This window comes from Rugosimonospora africana (assembly GCF_016862975.1).
In the GTDB taxonomy this organism is placed as follows: Bacteria; Actinomycetota; Actinomycetes; order Mycobacteriales; family Micromonosporaceae; genus Rugosimonospora; species Rugosimonospora africana.
In genome coordinates, this window is the sequence record NZ_BONZ01000083.1 from 1 (window position 1) to 17,148 (window position 17,148).

The 17,148-nt window shown below is 70.9% G+C and carries 12 protein-coding genes; 5 read left to right on the top strand and 7 right to left on the bottom strand.

Annotated elements, in window-relative coordinates; translation table 11 throughout:
• Positions 1 to 266: 266 nt before the first annotated feature.
• On the bottom strand, positions 267 to 911 hold the full coding sequence (locus Raf01_RS38575; protein WP_203923057.1) for a dihydrofolate reductase family protein: 645 nt from the start codon (positions 909 to 911) through the stop codon (positions 267 to 269).
• A gap of 840 nt (positions 912 to 1,751) precedes the next feature.
• Between Raf01_RS38575 and Raf01_RS38580 the strand changes: the two genes are divergently transcribed.
• Positions 1,752 to 1,970 (top strand): hypothetical protein, encoded by a 219-nt coding sequence (locus Raf01_RS38580; protein WP_203923058.1) that lies wholly within the window; start codon positions 1,752 to 1,754, stop codon positions 1,968 to 1,970.
• A gap of 47 nt (positions 1,971 to 2,017) precedes the next feature.
• Here Raf01_RS38580 and Raf01_RS38585 read toward each other — a convergent pair whose 3' ends face one another.
• Positions 2,018 to 2,314, bottom strand: a complete 297-nt coding sequence (locus Raf01_RS38585; protein ID WP_203923059.1) for a DUF4193 domain-containing protein — start codon at positions 2,312 to 2,314, stop codon at positions 2,018 to 2,020.
• A gap of 57 nt (positions 2,315 to 2,371) precedes the next feature.
• On the opposite strand from Raf01_RS38585, the gene Raf01_RS38590 reads away from it, so the two are divergent.
• Entirely contained in the window at positions 2,372 to 2,674 is a 303-nt protein-coding gene (locus Raf01_RS38590; protein ID WP_203923060.1) for a hypothetical protein, read from the top strand.
• Positions 2,675 to 3,446: 772 nt separating this feature from the next.
• On the opposite strand, the gene Raf01_RS38595 is transcribed toward Raf01_RS38590, so the two are convergent.
• Entirely contained in the window at positions 3,447 to 4,616 is a 1,170-nt protein-coding gene (locus Raf01_RS38595) for a hypothetical protein (RefSeq protein ID WP_203923061.1), read from the bottom strand.
• A gap of 451 nt (positions 4,617 to 5,067) precedes the next feature.
• Complete coding sequence (locus Raf01_RS38600) at positions 5,068 to 5,271, bottom strand: hypothetical protein (RefSeq protein WP_203923062.1); 204 nt, start codon at positions 5,269 to 5,271, stop codon at positions 5,068 to 5,070.
• A gap of 572 nt (positions 5,272 to 5,843) precedes the next feature.
• On the opposite strand from Raf01_RS38600, the gene Raf01_RS38605 reads away from it, so the two are divergent.
• On the top strand, positions 5,844 to 6,899 hold the full coding sequence (locus Raf01_RS38605; protein WP_444544552.1) for a methyltransferase: 1,056 nt from the start codon (positions 5,844 to 5,846) through the stop codon (positions 6,897 to 6,899).
• Between the two features lie 90 nt (positions 6,900 to 6,989).
• Positions 6,990 to 8,069, top strand: a complete 1,080-nt coding sequence (hppD, locus tag Raf01_RS38610) for a 4-hydroxyphenylpyruvate dioxygenase (protein ID WP_239134301.1) — start codon at positions 6,990 to 6,992, stop codon at positions 8,067 to 8,069.
• Between the two features lie 20 nt (positions 8,070 to 8,089).
• Here the strand turns inward: hppD and Raf01_RS38615 are convergent, their stop codons facing one another.
• Both Raf01_RS38615 and Raf01_RS38620 read right to left on the bottom strand, forming a co-directional pair.
• Entirely contained in the window at positions 8,090 to 9,370 is a 1,281-nt protein-coding gene (locus Raf01_RS38615; protein WP_239134302.1) for an aminotransferase-like domain-containing protein, read from the bottom strand.
• Entirely contained in the window at positions 9,363 to 10,469 is a 1,107-nt protein-coding gene (locus tag Raf01_RS38620) for an alpha-hydroxy acid oxidase (protein ID WP_239134303.1), read from the bottom strand. Before Raf01_RS38620 ends, Raf01_RS38615 begins: the two co-directional genes overlap by 8 nt.
• 506 nt (positions 10,470 to 10,975) lie before the next feature.
• Here Raf01_RS38620 and Raf01_RS38625 point away from each other — a divergent pair.
• Positions 10,976 to 16,012: a non-ribosomal peptide synthetase gene (locus Raf01_RS38625; protein ID WP_203923065.1), complete on the top strand. Its 5,037-nt coding sequence runs from the start codon at positions 10,976 to 10,978 to the stop codon at positions 16,010 to 16,012.
• A 49-nt stretch (positions 16,013 to 16,061) separates the two neighbouring features.
• On the opposite strand, the gene Raf01_RS38630 is transcribed toward Raf01_RS38625, so the two are convergent.
• Entirely contained in the window at positions 16,062 to 17,087 is a 1,026-nt protein-coding gene (locus tag Raf01_RS38630; RefSeq protein ID WP_203923066.1) for an LLM class flavin-dependent oxidoreductase, read from the bottom strand.
• Positions 17,088 to 17,148: the final 61 nt, after the last annotated feature.

Consider the following 17,148-nt stretch of genomic DNA (forward strand, 5'->3'; position numbering starts at 1 on the left):
CGAGCACGCCGCATGGCCACGGTCAGGTCCAATCTTTAGCCGAGCAAAAGCGAACTCATCGACCACATCCTGGTCTCCCGCGACCTACGACTACGACTCGCCAGCGTCGACAGCCTCGTCGACGACATCGGCTCCATCACCGCCTCCACCGAAACCCGACGACCCGCAACCGTGCCAGACCACGCCCCGGTCATCGCACGATTCACCGCCGTCTAGCCACCCAACGAAGGGACTGTCGACTTGTTGGCGTTACCAACTATGCGCGGCTAATGACGGGTGAACGTGACGTGGGTGACGCCGCTGGAAGAGCTCACCGACTCGATGATGAAGCTCTCTTCCAGGCCCTCCAGGCCGTCCCAGAGGGACTCGCCGCGGCCGAGGATGATCGGCACGACCACGACGTGCATGTGGTCGATCAGGCCGGCGGCGAGGAACTGGCGGACGGTGGCCGGGCCGCCGCCGATGCGGACGTCGAGGCCACCGGCGGCCTCCTTGGCCGCCGCAAGCGCCTCTGCCGGGCTAGCGTCGATGAAGTGGAAGGTGGTGCCGCCCTTCATCTCGATCGAGGGCCTGACGTGATGGGTGAGCACGAACACGGGGGTACGGAACGGCGGCTCCTCGCCCCACCAGCCCTTCCACTCCTCGTCGGTCCACGGCCCGCGCTGAGGGCCGAACTTGTTGCGCCCCATGATCTCCGCGCCGATGCCCGGCCCCCAGTTGCTCGCGAAGGCGTCGTCGATGCCGACGCTCCCGCCTTCCTGGCCTGTCATGACGTGGAATGAGCGGGTGCCCGTGAACCACTGCACCAGCCGCTGGCCGGCATGCCCGAAGGGCGCCTCCTGGCTCTGGTCGGCGCCGGCGCTGAAGCCGTCTAGCGAGACGGAGAAATTGTGAACGCGAACACGTGACATGACGGGTAGACCTCTCTGGTCGAAAGCTGAGTTCATCGGTCCTCATGGTGTGGTCGTAGCCAGGATCGCTTTCTCGACACCATCGGGCGACGACTTTGACGTTCTTGTGCCACCACCGACCGGCATCGGTCAGTGAACGACGGACGGTGTCGACCCGGTGGCCGTGCCGGTCAGCGTCACGCCAGTCTCGCCGGCCGCTACCGGGATCCGCGGCTTCGAGGGCGTCAGCGAGCCGGTCCTGGACTGCCGCGATGAAGGGGCTCCCGGCGTACACACTGCTCAGGTCGTCGAACTTCGACTCGAACAGCATCCGATCCGGCGCGAGTACCTCGTGATAGTGCTCAACCCAAACCGGCTCAACATCCATACGCCGATTCTGCTGGCCAAAGCCTTGCACCGGCCAACAGCCGAACCAACCCCCGTGTATCGCCACCCGGTCGCCCCGCTGCGTGTCGCGCTTGCGACCAGAAACTCCACCGATCGGCGTCTGCTCCATTACCGTCGGTGGGTAGCCCGATCGAGGTCAGGTGGTCCGCTATGCCCGCGCGTCCTGGCCGGTGGTGAATGGACTAGCCACTCACCACGCCGGCCAATTCACGCCGAGCCCGATACCGCACCTGTAGGCCGCAACGAGACGGCCATCCGGGCGTACCCCGTCGGCAATGCCACGCGGGGGGTTCGAGAAGCGGTTGACGGGTGACGGGCGCCACCTCGAGCTCGCCGGCCAGGTGGGTGCCAGAATCACCGGGCCGGAGGCAGATGATCCCCGCCGGAGTTCACCGATGTGGACCCGGCGCGAGAGGATAGGGACGCCGGTGACGGGTCGAGTGGAGGCAGTCAATGCAGCGACAGCGTTTCACCGTGGCGCTGATCCTCGCCCTGCTGTGGGGCGTCGTTTTCACCGTGGGGTATCACCTCATCGAAGGGGGATCGTGGCGGGTCTTCTTGGTCTGGATCCCCATCGGGCTGATCTTCATGACCCCGGCGTACTACCTCGGCCACGCCGACCGCAGAGCACGAAAGTGCCTGGCCTGGGCCTTCCGTACGCTGCACAGGTAGCCACGAACAGATCGACACCCGTCACATAGAGCGTCGCAGACGCCTCCCTAGGCGCAATCCCGGCACAGGCGTCTGCCGGCGGACTGGACCGCGAGTTGGCTTCGGTGGTGGACGAGAAAGCAGCTGTCGCAGCGGAACTCGTCGGCCCGCATGGGCACCACGGATACCGTGAGCTCCTCGTCGGACAGATCCGCTCCCGGTAGCTCGAAGTCCTCGCCCTCGGGCTCGTCGAGGTCCGCTGTAGGAGACTGGGTTGCCGTCCGGCGCGCCTTGAGTTCTTCCAGGCTGTCGTCCTCGAGTTCGACGGCGGGGCGTCGTGGAGCGTCATAGTCAGTGATAGCCATCGTGGCATCATCCTTCCCACGTGCTGTAACGTCCCCACAACGCCAGCCACCGTCGTGATGTTCCCGAACCTGAGGCCGGATTTGCCGCGGCCTACCGGCCGGCCTGGACCCACACACCGTCACTGTCACGGTCAACGACACCCATGGGAGCAGATCACAGGGCTCGAGGCCGACAACGCCGCCCTACGCGAACGTCTCGCCGACCGCGACACCACGATCGCCGAACTCACGGCGTTCCGCACCGCAGCGGTCTCCCAACTGGCTGTCCAGCACGATGAGATCCTGCGGCTACGCCAGCAGATCGCCGGCCGTGCCAACATCCGCATCCTGTACCCCAAGCCCGACAACAGCCATCCCTGAGTGACCGCGCCGTCATCAGCAACGCATCTCGACTACCGCTGGCCGTCCTACCCTCGGAAGCAAGTGGTGAGAAATGGTATACCTTGGTAGCCGTCCTCGGGGGCAGCCGCGCCGACCACGAACCGAAACTTCCGGTCCGGGAGGTCTTCGGCTGCGTGCTCACAACGGCGATGGGCGGCGACCCGCTTGGCCGTCAGGCTGCCGGCCAGCCGAGCCGCGGTGTTCGGTGTCTCGGCCGGTGCGGAACTCACGCTGGCCATGGGGCTGCACCATTCCGACATCTACGGTGCGGTCTAGGGCGCCTCGCCGAGGGCAGGGTACCGGCCACCCGCCGCGTTGCCCGGCGGGCTTCCGCGTACGTACCTCGTCGCCGGCACGGAGGAACCGTTCTTCCTCAGCAACGCGACCCGGTGGGCGGATGCGTTGCGCGAGGCGGGTGGGGGACGTTGTCATGGCCGAACGGGTCGGCTCGCGCGGCGACGCCTTCTGGAAACACGAGTTTCCGCGAATGGTGGCGTGGGCGTTCGGACACTGACCTACGCGACACTCTCTTCGGCCAAAGCCGAGAGCGGTCGGCTATGTCCCGGAGGCCATGTACGCGGGCGGGATGTAGTTGGGGTGCCGGTCGAGGTTCTCGCGGGGGCGTGGTGGTGGACACGTGATGACGGGGGATGACCTTCCGTCTCGCTGACCACGTCGCCGTGCGATGGGTGCGGTCGGCCAGTGTCTCGGCCTCGTGACCGGGAATCCGTTGTTGCTATACCGGTTGGGTTCAGTCCGTCAACGAGCGGTCGAGTACGTGCTTGGTCCGGTTGCGTAGAGCGTCGAGTTCGGTGGAGTTGCCTCTCACCTCGGTGATGAGCTCGACGGCGGCCAGCAGGTACTCAAGGGCGATGATGTGCTCGTCGAAGGGAGCGTCGACCTCGAACCGGTCGAGCAGAACCGCGAAGTCGGCCAGTACGGCCTCGGCGCGGGTGGCGGCCCGGCCGGGATCGCCGTTTCGCTGGACGCAGCGGGCTGAGTCGATCATCGCTCGTCCGACGAAGGCGTGGCATTGGCCCAGCAGGCGGGTGACGATGCGTCCCACCAGTGCGAGGCCACGCTCCTCGAGTTCCGGGTCGGGCTGGACAGCGAACTTCGCGGTGACCTGGCGAGCAGCTGCGGCGAGGGCAACACCGTCGACCCACTCCTGGGAACCCTCCGCGGCGCAAGGCTGCTGCCCCAACCGGGCGATGCACGCTTCGGCGGCGACCGACAGTGACGTCGCTGCTTCCAGGAGGAGGTGAAAGCGCGTCCGATCCGGCTCCTGGGACGCGACTGCCACGCGTGCGACCTCGAGCGCTACGGCGACGTCTTCGGTGCCGTGCGTGGGCTGGCCACGCCTCGCACGCTCCAGCAGAGCCTGCGCCGACGCCTGCTGCTCCGGCAATAACCCAGGAGCGTCATCGCCGACGGGCAGTCCGAGTTCGAGCCGGTAGGAGGTCCACGCCAACGGGTCTTTGACCGCGTCCGGCTCGTTGGCAGGGTTGCCGGACGCGGCACGAACGATTCCACCCCCGACACGGTCCATCGCCAGCCGTGCATCATCGAACGGCAGCGCGAACCGCTCGGTCAGGACGGCAAGTACATCGCGACGGCGCGTCCCCTCCTCGTCGGCCGCCCGCAGATACTCGACAAGAGCGCGTACCGAGGTTCCGTGAGCGAGGCGCAGACTCAGGTCGTCCGTCCACTCCATGGCACGAGGATGCCCGTCCCAACCTCGAACCACAAACGAGCCCGTCAGCTGCTCCGCGACCCGGCGTGCCGCCTTCTCGCCCGCCCGCTGTCGGATCAGGCCCTCCTTGGCCACGCCACGGACGGTGGCGATAACCCTCCCGCCGTCTTCCGACAGCGTCACCGTGACGACGGCAGGGTTCAGGGCCATGACACCGCTGCCGATCATGGCCTGCAACTCGGTGGTCCGGGTACCCAGGGCGTCCAAGGTCCGGGCGACCAGGTCGGTGGCCGTCGGTAACGGCGGCCGCAGTTCCACGGTGGTCTCGAAGATGTCGGCTCGCATCCACCTGGCCGCCCGGCGAGCGCCTCGCCCAGCGCCCCGGTTCACTCTGCCGCCCAGAATGCCGAGCCCGGCGACCAGTAGGTCACTCTCCTCTGTGGTCAGCTCCACGGCCATAGTGGATCATGGTCGGCGCCCGGTGACAATCTCTGGATTCCGAGCTTTCGCGGATGCCTCCGACCGGTCGCATCGCTGATGCGACGATGTAGAGACCGCCAGACTCGCCACATCTCCCACCGAAGCGACAAGCGCTCTCAGCGGCATCCGCTCATCGGCAGATGAGAAAGCTTGTTCGCATGGTGGTCTCGCCGGGCTTCCATTCTGCGATTGAGATGGTTCACCCGATCGGGCGTCCCTTGGTGGGAACGGCGGTCACGGCGTCCGGGCCGACGAGTTGATGTGACTGCCTGCCAGGAATCTGGTCGACGTCCGAGCCACGCTTGCGCGCGTTCTGTGCCATGCGCTCGTACGGTAGCCCGAACAGCAGGTACCCGCAGGGCCGGTTGTCCGGGAGGCCAGCCGCGCGTCGACGAACACGCATCCGGCGACCGGACGCCGGGACGCGTGCACGACAACGGGATGAACACGCGCGCGTTGCTGTGTGCGACCAGCACGACCGGCCGGTGCGGCGGTAGCTGCGAGACAGCGTCGTCGATGCCGGGAACCACGCGCGGCCAGAACTGCGGGTCGTCCGTGTCGGTGACGTGCACCAGCGAAGGCGCAACCGCCGCCGCACCCAGTTCCGCAGCCTGGCCGTCACCGGAGCTCAGGTCCGAGGACGCAGCAACGTGCTGTGCACGAGTACGAACGCCGGTTCCACCGGTTCATCATCCACGACGTCGCGACGAGGGCCGGCATTGACATCAATCTCGATCGTCGCGAGAATGATCTCTCAACCGGGTGGGCGGCGCATCAGGCCACCACCCCGGCAACTGGACGAAGCGCCCGACCTGTCGGTGAGTGGTAGCCGGCCACACACCAGGGCAGAAATGGCTGCGAGTCAAGCGATTTGGCACGCGAGCCGAGGGCGCGCACGAGGGGGCGTCTTACGTGTCTGCGGTACCGGCGAATGCTGTGTTGGCCGACTTTCTCACGCTCGCCGACGACAGCGCGGTGGCCATCCTTCCCCATGCCCTGCGGATCGCCGCGAAGCTGGGGATCGCGGAGCGGTTGGCCGAGCGGGCGGTATCCGTCAAGGAACTCGCCGTCGCGGTGGACTGCCATCCAGACGCGCTGAACCGCCTCATGCGCGCACTGGCATCGGTGGGGCTGTTCCGGCAGACCGAGGCTGGTGGTTACGAGCTGACGGACGTGGGCCAGCGGCTGCGTCCCGGCGCGCCCGACACCGTCCACGCCACGATCGTCAATCCCGACTCGCAGCGGGCATGGCTCTCGGCGACACACACGCTACGGACCGGCGAGCCGGTGTTCGGCACCGGTCGACCCGGCGGCGAGGTCAGCGGGTCCGGCGAACGGCGTGATGCTCCGGCGAGCGACGGGCAGGTTCCCGACGCCTACGGCGAATTCTTCGGCCACATGGATCGCAACCCACGGACCAACCGCGCGTTCCTTCAGAGGATGCGGGAGCGTGCCGCGAGGCTGTACCCCACGCTGGTGTCGGTGGTGGACTGGAGCGCCTCGCGGGTTGTCATGGACATCGGCGGCGGCGACGGCTACCTGCTCGATCGTGTGCTGCGGGAGGTGCCTCACCTCCACGGCGTCCTCTTCGACCGTCCGGCCGCCATCGAGATCGCCAGCACCGACCGGGCGGGCGACTCCGCCGACGACCTGTCTGCGCGGCGCGCATTGTGTGCGGGCGATTTCTTCGCCGCCATCCGGGGCGGGTCGGACACCCACCTGATGTGCAGCGTGCTGCACGACTGGAGCGACGAGCAGGCGGCGGTCATCCTGTCCAACAGCCGCCGCGCGCTCGCGTCCGGTGGTCGCCTGCTGATCGTCGAGATGGTCGTGCCGGAGGGCGATGGTTGGCACCCGAGCAAGTGGAGCGACCTCGGGATGATGGTGCTCACCGGCGGGCGCGAACGCACCGAGGCAGATTTCGCGAGGCTGCTCGAGCTGTCGGGGTACGCGCTGCGGTCGATCCAGCCCGTGCCGGAGTCTTCCTTTCATCTCTTGACGGCGGTGCCCCTTGCCGGGGTTGGTTCCTGAGCGACGGGCCGGGGCCGCGGGGCGGTGTCCGGGACGGCAGGGGCGAGTGACTCCGCCGGCGGCGGGGCGATGACGAGCGGGAAGGACGCTGTGACACGCACGGGCGCTGGAGACCTGACCGACGTAGGTGTCAATCACATCGAGTTCTACGTGGCGGACATTCCGTCGCGGCTGACCGAACTGACCGACGGCTTCGGGTTCCGGGTGGCCGGCGAGACCACTGGCCGTGTCTCGGGGGCCTACCGGTCCGTCGCGGTTCGCCGGGGGGATGTCGTGCTGGTCCTCACGCAGGGACTCGATGACGAGCATCCCGCCTCCGGACATGTCGCCGTTCACGGCGACGGAGTCGGCAACATCGCCTTCCGTACGCCCGATCTCCACCGGACGTACGAGCGTGCCGTGGCGGCGGGTGCCCGTCCGCTGCGACCGCCGGTGCCGGCGGAGGCCGGCCGCGAGGCGCAGGTGAGCGGATTCGGCGACGTCACCCACACCTTGGTGGAGGGTGACGCGGGCGAAGACCTCCGGGTGCCCGGGTTCGGTCGGCTGGACGGCGTGCCGCCGTCCGGGGCGTCCGACTCCGTCGACCACCTCGCGATCTGCCTGGAGCCCGGGCGGCTGGACGCGACCGCGCGGTTCTACGAACAGTCCTTCGGCTTTCGTACGATCTTCGTCGAGCGGATCGTGGTTGGCAGCCAGGCGATGAACTCCAAGGCGGTGCAGAGCGCGTCCGGATCCGTGACGTTCACGCTCATCGAGCCCGATCCCGACGCCCAGGAACTGGGCCAGATCGACGACTTCCTCAAGGACAACGCCGGGCCGGGTGTGCAGCACGTCGCGCTGGGCACGGACGACATCGTGCGCAGGGTCACCGAGATCGCCGACGGCGGCATCGGATTCCTGAACCCGCCCGCGGCGTACTACCGGCTGCTCGCCAGCCGCGCCACGCCAGCCCGCCACACGCTGGAGGAGTTGAGCGCCCTGGGCATCCTCCTCGACGAGGACCACGACGGTCAGCTGTACCAGATCTTCACGCGCTCCACCTATCCGCGCCGGACCCTCTTCTTCGAGATCATCGAACGGTTCCGGGCGCGCTCCTTCGGCAGCGGCAACATCCACGCGCTGTATGAGGCGGTCGAGGCGGAACGAGTGGTCTCCCGCGCCGAGGGGTGAGGACGGGTTCGGTTCGCCAACTACGGCAGGACGTCGCCGAGTAGCTTCGCCAGGCGGCGCACACCCTCGTCCAGGTCGGCCGGGCACAGCGCGCTGCACGACACGCGCAGCGCCCGGCTGCCGCCCCCGTCCGGGTAGAAGAATCCCATCGGTGTCCACAGCACGCCGTAGTCGCGCGCCGACGTCTCCAGCAGGTCGACGTCGGCCGCGGGGCCGTGGGCGGGCACCGTGAGCACCGCGAAGAAGCCTCCGGCGGGCACGTTCCACCGCACTCCCAGCCCGGCCGGCAGGTACCGGTCAAGCGCGTCGAGCAGCCCGGTGAGGTTGGTCCGGTAGAACTCGATCTTCTCCCGGTTGGCCGCGCGCAGGCTGCACCCGCACTCCAGCAGCAGCCCACCGACCACCGCCTGAGTCACTGGCGAGGTGTTGAGCGTGAGCATGGACTTGACCGTCGATAGCTCCTCGGCCAGCAGCGCGGGAGGCCGGTCGGCGGCCACCACCCGCTGGTCGGCGACCAGGAATCCGATCCGGGCGCCGGGGAAGCCGGACTTCGCGAACGAGCCCAGGTAGACAACGCGCCGCTCACGGTCGAGCGCCTTGAGCGTGGGCAGCGCCGCGTCGGTGAGGCCGAACAGGCCATACGGGTTGTCCTCCAGGATCAGCAGGTCCGCCTGCGCGGCCGCGGCCAGCAGTCGGTGCCGGTCGGCGAGTGGGAGCTGGGCGCCCGACGGGTTGGCGAAGTCCGGTACCAGGTAGAGCGCCCGCGGACGGCGACCCGACGCCCGTACCTGCGCCGCGACCGAGCCGACGGTCGCCGGCTCAAGCCCCGAGGCGGATTCCGGGACGGGTACCACGGGAATGTCCAGCAGCCGCGCGGCGCCGGTGATGCCTACGTAGCAGGGGGACGCGGCGAGCAGCACGTCGCCGGGCCGGAACAGGCCGCGCAGCGTGACCACCATCGCTTCCTGGCAGCCGGTGGTGACCGCGACGGCCTCGGCCGGCACCCGGATGTCCTCGTCCCGGGCGAGCATCTCGGTGATCAGCTCATGGATGATCCCGTTGGTGCGCCCGTACTGCATCACCGCGCGTCGCGGGTCGCCGCCGGCCCGGCTGACGTGCCGGGCGTACCGGTCGAGCCAGCGGTGTACGTCCTCGAGGTGGAAGAACCCCTCGTACGGGCGGCCGGCGGCGAGTGTGATCGCGTCGGGGTACCGGCCGGCGATCTCGTTGAGGAAGTTCATCGCCGCGGCGACCGGATCGGTCACTGAGCCGTGCAGCTCCTCGCGCTTGAGGTCAACCATGCGCCACCGCATCCCGGCCCAGTTCGCGCACTCTGGGGCGGCCGGCGAGGGCGAGCAGGTTCTCGAGTTCGTCGCGGTACAGGCGGAGCTGGTGCGCGACCCCGTCGGCGCCGGCAGCGGCCAGCGCCCACAGCACCGGCCGGCCGATCAGAACCGCGGTCGCGCCGAGGGCGAGAGCGACGAACGCGTCACGGCCTCGACGCACCCCACCGTCGAGCAGTACCGGCACCCGGCCGGCCACCGCGTCGACCACCGGGGGCAGCGCCCGGAGGGCGGAGATCGCGCCGTCGACCTGCCGCCCGCCGTGGTTGGACACGATCACCCCCGCGGCTCCGTGGTCCACCGCCAACTGCGCGTCGGCCGGGTCGAGGATGCCTTTCACCAGTACCGGCAGGGGCGCGCGGGCCACGAGCCACTCCAGGTCGTGCCACGTCGCACTCGGGTCGAAGGCTTCTTCGGCGTGACCGGCCAGCGCCGAGGCGCCCGGTCGCCTGCGATGCGCGGACGCCATCACGGCGGCGTCCAGATTCACTGCCCGTACCCCGGCCGGGACCGCCCAGCCGTTGTGCCGGTCCCGGCGCCGGTCGCCCAGCCGCGGCGTGTCCGCGGTCACGACCAGAGCGCGGTACCCCGCTGCCCCGGCGCGCGCGGCCAGGTCGAGCATCACCTCCCGCCGGCGCAGCCAGTAGAGCTGGAACCAGAGCGGTCCGCTGGCCTCGGCCCCGGACCGCGCCGCGGCGATGTCCTCGAGACGCGCGCTGGCGAAGATGCTCACCACGCACAGCGCACCTGCCGCGCCTGCGCCCCGTGCGGTGGCCAGCTCCCCCTCGGGGTGGGCGATCTGGTGGTACGCCATCGGCGCCACACCCAGGGGAGTCGCGTACCGCGCGCCGAACAGCTCGCAGCTCAGGTCGCACGCGGACACGTCGACCATCGTCCGCGGAACGATGGACACCCGGTCGAACGCGGCGCTGTTCCAGGCCACGGTCAGTTCGTCGCCCGCCCCGCCCTCGATGTAGTCCCACACGTGCGCGGGCAGGGCCGCGCGCGCTCTCTCCCGGTAGTCCAGCGGCCTGCGGCAGTCCGACGCGTCTGTCACTCCGCGGTCCCCCGTTCCGGATACCGCCGCGCCACGCGGTCGGTCGGCAGCGATCGGCTCCGGGCACCGGCCGGCGAACCGCCGGCAATGCCGTCGATGAGTCCACATGGGACGGCCGGGTGCGCGCGCTGCCGTGCCGGAACCTCCGCCAACCCAACCAGCCCGGACGTCGGCGCGAAAGTGTCTGTGCCCTTCCTTACACGCTCGCCGTCCGCGCTCGAGCCGTGGCCGCGTCGTGGGCGGTCGCGCCGCCTGCGGCACGACCTGCGTGGGGAGCCGTCTCGGCAGGCCACCGCGCCTGTTCCAGTCCCCAGAACCTGCGACAGGTCGGCCCGGGCGCCGCCTCGATATGTTGCTACCGACCCACGCTGCGGCGTGGTGGGGATGGTCCGCGACATCCCTTCGGGACGGGTGGGGAAGGGGACCTGTGACTTCGCGCTGGCCCACCGGACAAGGCCGTCGAACAGTTCCCGACGCGAGCGTCGTTGACCCGGCCGCGGGCGCGTGTGTCCACACCGTGGGGGTGGCGCGCGCTGAGTGACGTCGACTGTGTGCACCGGATGGTCGCCGCGCAGGCGGCGCGCAGACCGCACCACACCGCTGTCGAATGGGACACCGGCCGGCTCACCTACGCCGAGCTGGTGGCCGCCGCCGCGCCCCTGGCACACCTGCTCGGTCGGGCCGGAGCCGGTCCGGAGGTGCCGGTGGCGATCCTGGTGCCGCGCGGGCCCGGCATGGTGGTCGCGCTGCTGGCCATCCTCCAGGCGGGCGCGGCCTACGTACCCCTGGACGCGAACGACGCCCTGCCGCGGCAGCGGGCGATCCTGGCCGATTCGGGGGCGGGCATCCTGGTCACCGGGCCGGGTTCGGTCGTCTCGCCCGGAGACGTACCGGATGTGTCGGTCCTGGACCTCGGCGAGCTGTCCGACCGGCTGGCCGAACTTCCCAGCATCCCGCCGGACGTGCCAGTGCGCGCGGACAATCTGGTGTACATCATGTACACCTCGGGTTCGACCGGGCGGCCCAAGGGCGTGCAGGTCGAGCACCGCAACGTGGCGAACCTGGTCCGTGGCGACTACGTGGACTTCGACGCGGACCTGACGTTCTGCGGGATCGCGCCGCTGGCGTTCGACCAGTCGACCTTCGAGATCTGGGGAGCGCTGGCCAACGGAAACCGGCTGGTGCTGGCGCCGCCGGGTGTCCTCGGGCCCGAGCAGATCGGCGACCTGGTGCAACGGCACGCGATCACCCTGCTGTGCCTGACCAAGGGCCTGTTCAACGTCGTTATCGAGGCACGGGCCCCGGGTCTGGGTGGGGTGCGGCGCCTGTTGACCGGGGGCGACCGGCTGTCGCCCGTGCACGTCCGCCAGGCGATCGAACTGCTCCCGACAACGGTGCTCAGCAACTGCTACGGTCCGACCGAGGCGACCACGTTCACCACCGTGTACCGGGACGTGCCGCTGGCCGACATCGCGGACTCGGTACCCATCGGGGTGCCGATACCCGGGTGCCGGGTGTATGTGCTCGACGAGGCGCACCGCCCGGTGCCGGTCGGAGACGAGGGCGAGCTGTACATCGGGGGAGCCGGCGTGGCGCGCGGCTACACCGATCCGGAGCTGACACGGCGGTGGTTCGTCGCCGATCCGTTCGCCGACGACCCCGAGGCACGCATGTACCGCACGGGCGACCGGGCGCGGCGCAGGCCGGACGGGTCGCTGCTGTTCGTCGGCCGCACGGACAGCCAGGTCAAGGTCCGCGGCCACCGGGTCGAGCCCGGCGAGGTGGAGCACGTCCTGGCCACGCTGCCCGGCGTACGCGACGTGTGCTGCGTCGCCAGGCAGAACACCGTGGGCGAGCGCCACCTGGTGGCCTACGTTGTCGGCTCCGGCGTGGATGCCGAGCAGGTGCGGGCGCACGCCGAGGCGCACCTGCCGCCGTACCTGCGACCGTCCTTTGTGGAGGTTCTGGCGGAGTTGCCGCTGAACCGCAACGGGAAGGTCGACCGCGCGGCGCTGCCACCGCCTACCGTGCCGGCGCCGCGACCGGACCCCGAGCGGCCGGCGCGCACGGACGCGGAGGCATACCTGGCGCACGTGTGGCGGCACCTGCTCGGTCACGAGCCCGGCGCGGACGACGACTTCTTCGCCGTAGGCGGCGATTCGCTGATCGCGATGCGGCTCGTCTCCAGGCTGAGGCAGGACACCGGCAAGGCGGTGACGCTGGCGGAGTTCTTCGACGCCCCCACGCCGCGTGGGCTGGCGGCGCTGCTGGCCAAAGCTCCGGCCGCCCCGGGTGCGGGCACCGGGCCCGGCGGCGGCGAGCTCCAAGGCATGCCGCTGTCCCCGTTCCAGCACGGGATGTGGGTCGCCGCCCAGCTGCACCCGCGCGCCGCCGCGTACCACGTACCCATGGCGTTCGAGATACACGGGTCGGTCGACGCGGACGCTCTTGAGCGCGCCGTCGCCGTCGTGGTGGCCCGGCACGAGGCGCTGCGCACCACCATCGACGTGGTGGACGGGGTACCCGTGCAGCGTGTCGCCGAGCGCGTCGACGCGCGGCTGACGCGGGCCTCGCTGACCTGGCGGGCCGGCGGTGACGAGACCCTTCGGCAGTACCTGGCCCGCGGCCTCGCTCGTCCCATGGACCTCCGCGAGGGGCCGTTGTGGCGGGCGGAGTTCTACACCGACGGCGCCGACCGGCACGCACTGCTGTTCGTGGTCCACCACCTGGTGAGCGACGGGTGGTCCATGGAACTGATCAAACGCGATCTTTCGCTGGCGTACCGGGCGGCGTGCGAGGGCGGCGAACCCGACTGGCCCACACCCGCCGTGCGCTTCGCCGCGCTCACCGCGCTGGAGTTCGGTGAGCCCGCCCGCGCCAGGGTGGAACAGGAGACCGGGTACTGGCTGCGGCAGCTCGCCGACCCGTGGCCGCGTCTGGACCTGCCCACCCGCCCCGACCGGCCGCCCGTGCCGCGGGGCGAGGCCGCCGAGGTGTCCCGCGTGCTGAGCCCACCCACCGCCGCGGCGCTGCGGTCGCTGGCCCGGCGGCACGGTGTCTCCCTGTTCAGCGTGCTGCTGTCCGGATTCGCCGTGATGCTGTCCCGCTGCGGCGGACGCGAGCGGTTCTGCCTCGGTACCCCGCTGGCCGTCCGCGACCAGCCCGGAGCCGAGGAGGCTGTCGGGTTCCTCACCAACACCGTGGTGCTGCCCTGCACGGTCGAGGACGAGGAGTCGTTCCTGGACCTGGTAGCCGCGACCCACCGCGGCACGCGGGCCGCGCTGGGCCACCCGCACGTGCCGTTCGAGGCGCTGGTGGCGCGACTGGCACCCGATCGGCAGCCGGGTCGCAACCCGCTGTTCGACGTCTGGTTCAACATGCTGTCCTACCAGAACCACCCGCTCGTGCTCGGGCAGGCGACGGTACGCTCGCTGCCCCCGCCGCCGGCCGGCGCCCAGTTCGACCTGACCGCCTACCTCGACGACCACGACGGCGAGATAGACATGCGGTTCGTCTACGACCCGGACGTCTTCGCCGCCGACCGGGTCACGGCGATGGTGGAGCAGACCGGGACGATCCTCGAGGCCGCCCTGCGCGACCCCGGACAGCCGGTGGGCGGCCTGCTGGGCGCGGACCCGGCCCGTCATGCCCCCGCGCCGGCCCTGGTCCCCGCCGTCGGGCTGCTGGATCGGGTCAGCCGGCACCCCGGCGACCGGCCCGCGCTCGAACACGGCGAGGCGGTGTTGACCTACACCGAGGTGCTCGCGGCGGCCCGGCGGACCGCCGACCGGCTGGCCGCTGACGGCGTCGGCGCCGGCAACCTGGTAGCCCTGGCCAGCGGCCGCACGCCGGAACTCGTGACCGGGATGCTCGGTGCCTGGCTGGTCGGGGCGGCGTTCACAACACTCGATCCGGCCTACCCCCGCCGGCGCCTGGCCGAGGCGCTGGAGTCGCTGCGACCGGCGGCCGTGCACGGCGGCGCCCACACGGCGGAGCTGGCGAGCTGGCTGGCCTCCCGCCTGCGAGTACCGGTGACCGGTCCGGTCGGCGAACCGGTACCGGCGGGGCCGTCCGCGCAGCCGCGCCGGCTCGACCCGCGGGTCGCGTACGTGCTGCCGACCTCCGGTACCACCGGACATCCGCTGTACGTGACCGGCGCCGAGGCGCCGCTGAGCGTCTTCTTCACCTGGTACGCGGACGCGTTCGGCCTCGGCCCGGCGGACCGTTTCGCGGTCCTGGCCGGCCTGTCCCACGATCCCCTGCTGCGGGAGACGCTGCTGCCGGTGTGGCTCGGCGCCACCGCCTGCCTGCCCACTGACGGCACGGCGGAGCCGGACGCGCTGCTGGACTGGATCGTGGCCCGAGGCATCACGGTCGTGCACGCGACGCCGGCGATGCTGCGGCTGCTAGCCGCCGGCGCCGGGGGCCGCCGGCAGGCTCCGGCCGTCCGGCTGGTGGCCCTCGGCGGTGCCGTCATCGGGCCGGCCGAGTACCGGGCCGCGCTCGCCCTGTTTCCCCAGGCCCGCCGGATCGGCCTGTACGGGGCCACCGAGACGCCGCAGGGGATCAGCACCGTCGACCTGGACCGGGAGTTCGCCTCGGGTACGCCGGGGGCCGCCCCGCTGGGTGCCGGCAGCCCCAGCGCGGAGGTGGGCGTCCTGCGAGTCGGCACCGTCACGCGGGCGGTGGTCAACGAGGCCGGCGAGGTCTATGTGCGCAGCCCTCACCTGGCACTGGGCTACCTCGACCAGCCCGAGTTGACGGCCGATCGGTTCGTGCCGGACGCCTGGCAGCCGGGGTCGGGTTCGCGGGTGTTCCGCACCGGCGACCGCGGCCGGTTGCGGCCGGACGGAACGGTGGAGTTTCTCGGGCGCCTCGACGACCAGCTGTCCCTGGACGGGCACCGGGCCGATCCGGCGGAGATCGAACGCGTGCTGGCCGAGCATCCGGATGTGGTGGACTGCGGGGTGGCGATGGTGCGGGACCGCCTCGTCGCCGCCGTGCGGTGGCGGGACCCCTCGGCGCCGCCGACCGACCTGCCTCGCCACCTTGCCGACCGGCTGCCGCCGGCGATGCTGCCGACGGCGACCGTCGTGGTCGAGCGGGTGCCGCTGACCCCGCGCGGGAAGCTCGACCGGCGGGCCGTGGCGGCGTTGCTGGCCGAGGTCGGGACCGGCGAGCCCGCCGCCATCGCGGTGGAGGAACTCGTCGGCACGCTTCAGCGGCTGTGGCGCGACGTCCTCGGTGTCGACGCGATCGACGTCGACCGCACCTTCTTCGAACTCGGCGGTACCTCGCTGACGCTGCTGCGGATGTACCGGATGTTGCCGCAACATCCGGTGCGGACACTGAGCCTGGTCGACCTGTTCCGGTACCCGACCGTGCGCCAGCTCGCCGCCGCGCTGGCCGGTTCGCCGCCGGGCGGGGCGCCCGCTGCGGCGGCGGTGGCGCTGCGGCAGGCGCGGGCGGCGCAGGCGGACCGGGCGCGGGAGGCGCGCAGGCGTGCCCGGGCGACCACCGGTCCGGCGGACCGGCAGGGGTGAGGCTTGCGCCGGCGGGCACCGCGACCCGCGTCCGGCCGGCGCGGCGGGCTCAGGTCGTGGCGACCGGTGGCGCGATCCGTTCGGCTTGCCGGATCGCTTCGACCGCGTGGAACACGTCGTCCTCGGACCGCGCCTCGTTGAGGATGAGTGTCCCGGAGCCCATCGCGAGGTACCGGGACAGCAGCTGCGCGACCTCGGCGTGGCTGCCCACGAGGTACGGGCAGAATTCGCGCGAGATCCGGAACGGGTACAGCCAGTAGGCGCCGTCCGGGGCGTACTCGCGCCGGTCCGAGTCCGACCAGATCTCGTCGTGCCACTGGGCGTCGAAGTCGGGGACGGCGAACTCCCGGAACTCCTCGAAGACCGGCTCGTACGGATACCGCCGCCGGGCTATCGCCCAGGCCGCCTCGCTGGTGTCCCGGGCGATGATGCCGACCCGGACGCCGACGCCGGCCAGCACCGAGGGATCGCCGGCGTACTCGTCCGGGGAGCGGGGGTACATCAGCCGGGTGGCACCGAGGCGCGCCGCGGCGGCCGCGGCGGCGGGCGAGGTACCGGCGACGAAGACCCTCGGCCGGACACCCGCGGGCATCGGCGGGTTCATGACCGCGGCGTTCACCTCGAAGTGCGCGCCGCGGCGGGTCACCGGGCCGTCGGTGGCGAGCAGCTCGGCCATGATCTCGCCGTACTCGACCAGCCGGGCGTACCGCTCGTCGTGGCGCAGTTCGTCGCCGAGCGCGCGCAGATGCGGCCGGTATCCGCCGGTGACCAGGTTGAGGTCGACTCGCCGGCCGTACAGGCTGGCCAACGTGCTGACCTTCCGGGCCGCCGTGTACGGGTGCATGTATACCGGCTGCGCCGCGACCAACGGCACCAGGCCGGCCGTCCGCTCCAGCAGGAACTGGGCCGCCGCCCACGGGTCGAGGGAGTCGTTGTCGGTGAACACCAGAAGGCCACGCAGTCCGGCCGCCTCCGACCAGCGGGCCACGTCCAGGATCGGCGCGGTGAACTGCTCGCCGGCGTTCGCCTCGGTCAGCGGGAAGGTGCCGTAGACGTCAAGCACGTCGTGCCCCACTTCCCGCTCGCCGGATCGACGCCTGGACCTCGTCTCGGCTCGACAAGATCGGCAGGACAGG

Excerpts from the sequence above, each read along its gene's own strand:
- Raf01_RS38580 (WP_203923058.1), top strand. The coding sequence starts at position 1,752 with ATGCAGCGACAGCGTTTCACCGTGGCGCTGATCCTCGCCCTGCTGTGG.
- Raf01_RS38615 (WP_239134302.1), bottom strand. The coding sequence starts at position 9,370 with ATGGTTGACCTCAAGCGCGAGGAGCTGCACGGCTCAGTGACCGATCCG.
- Raf01_RS38575 (WP_203923057.1), bottom strand. The coding sequence starts at position 911 with ATGTCACGTGTTCGCGTTCACAATTTCTCCGTCTCGCTAGACGGCTTC.
- Raf01_RS38600 (WP_203923062.1), bottom strand. The coding sequence starts at position 5,271 with ATGCGTGTTCGTCGACGCGCGGCTGGCCTCCCGGACAACCGGCCCTGC.
- Raf01_RS38585 (WP_203923059.1), bottom strand. The coding sequence starts at position 2,314 with ATGGCTATCACTGACTATGACGCTCCACGACGCCCCGCCGTCGAACTC.
- Raf01_RS38595 (WP_203923061.1), bottom strand. The coding sequence starts at position 4,616 with ATGATCGGCAGCGGTGTCATGGCCCTGAACCCTGCCGTCGTCACGGTG.
- Raf01_RS38590 (WP_203923060.1), top strand. The coding sequence starts at position 2,372 with ATGTTCCCGAACCTGAGGCCGGATTTGCCGCGGCCTACCGGCCGGCCT.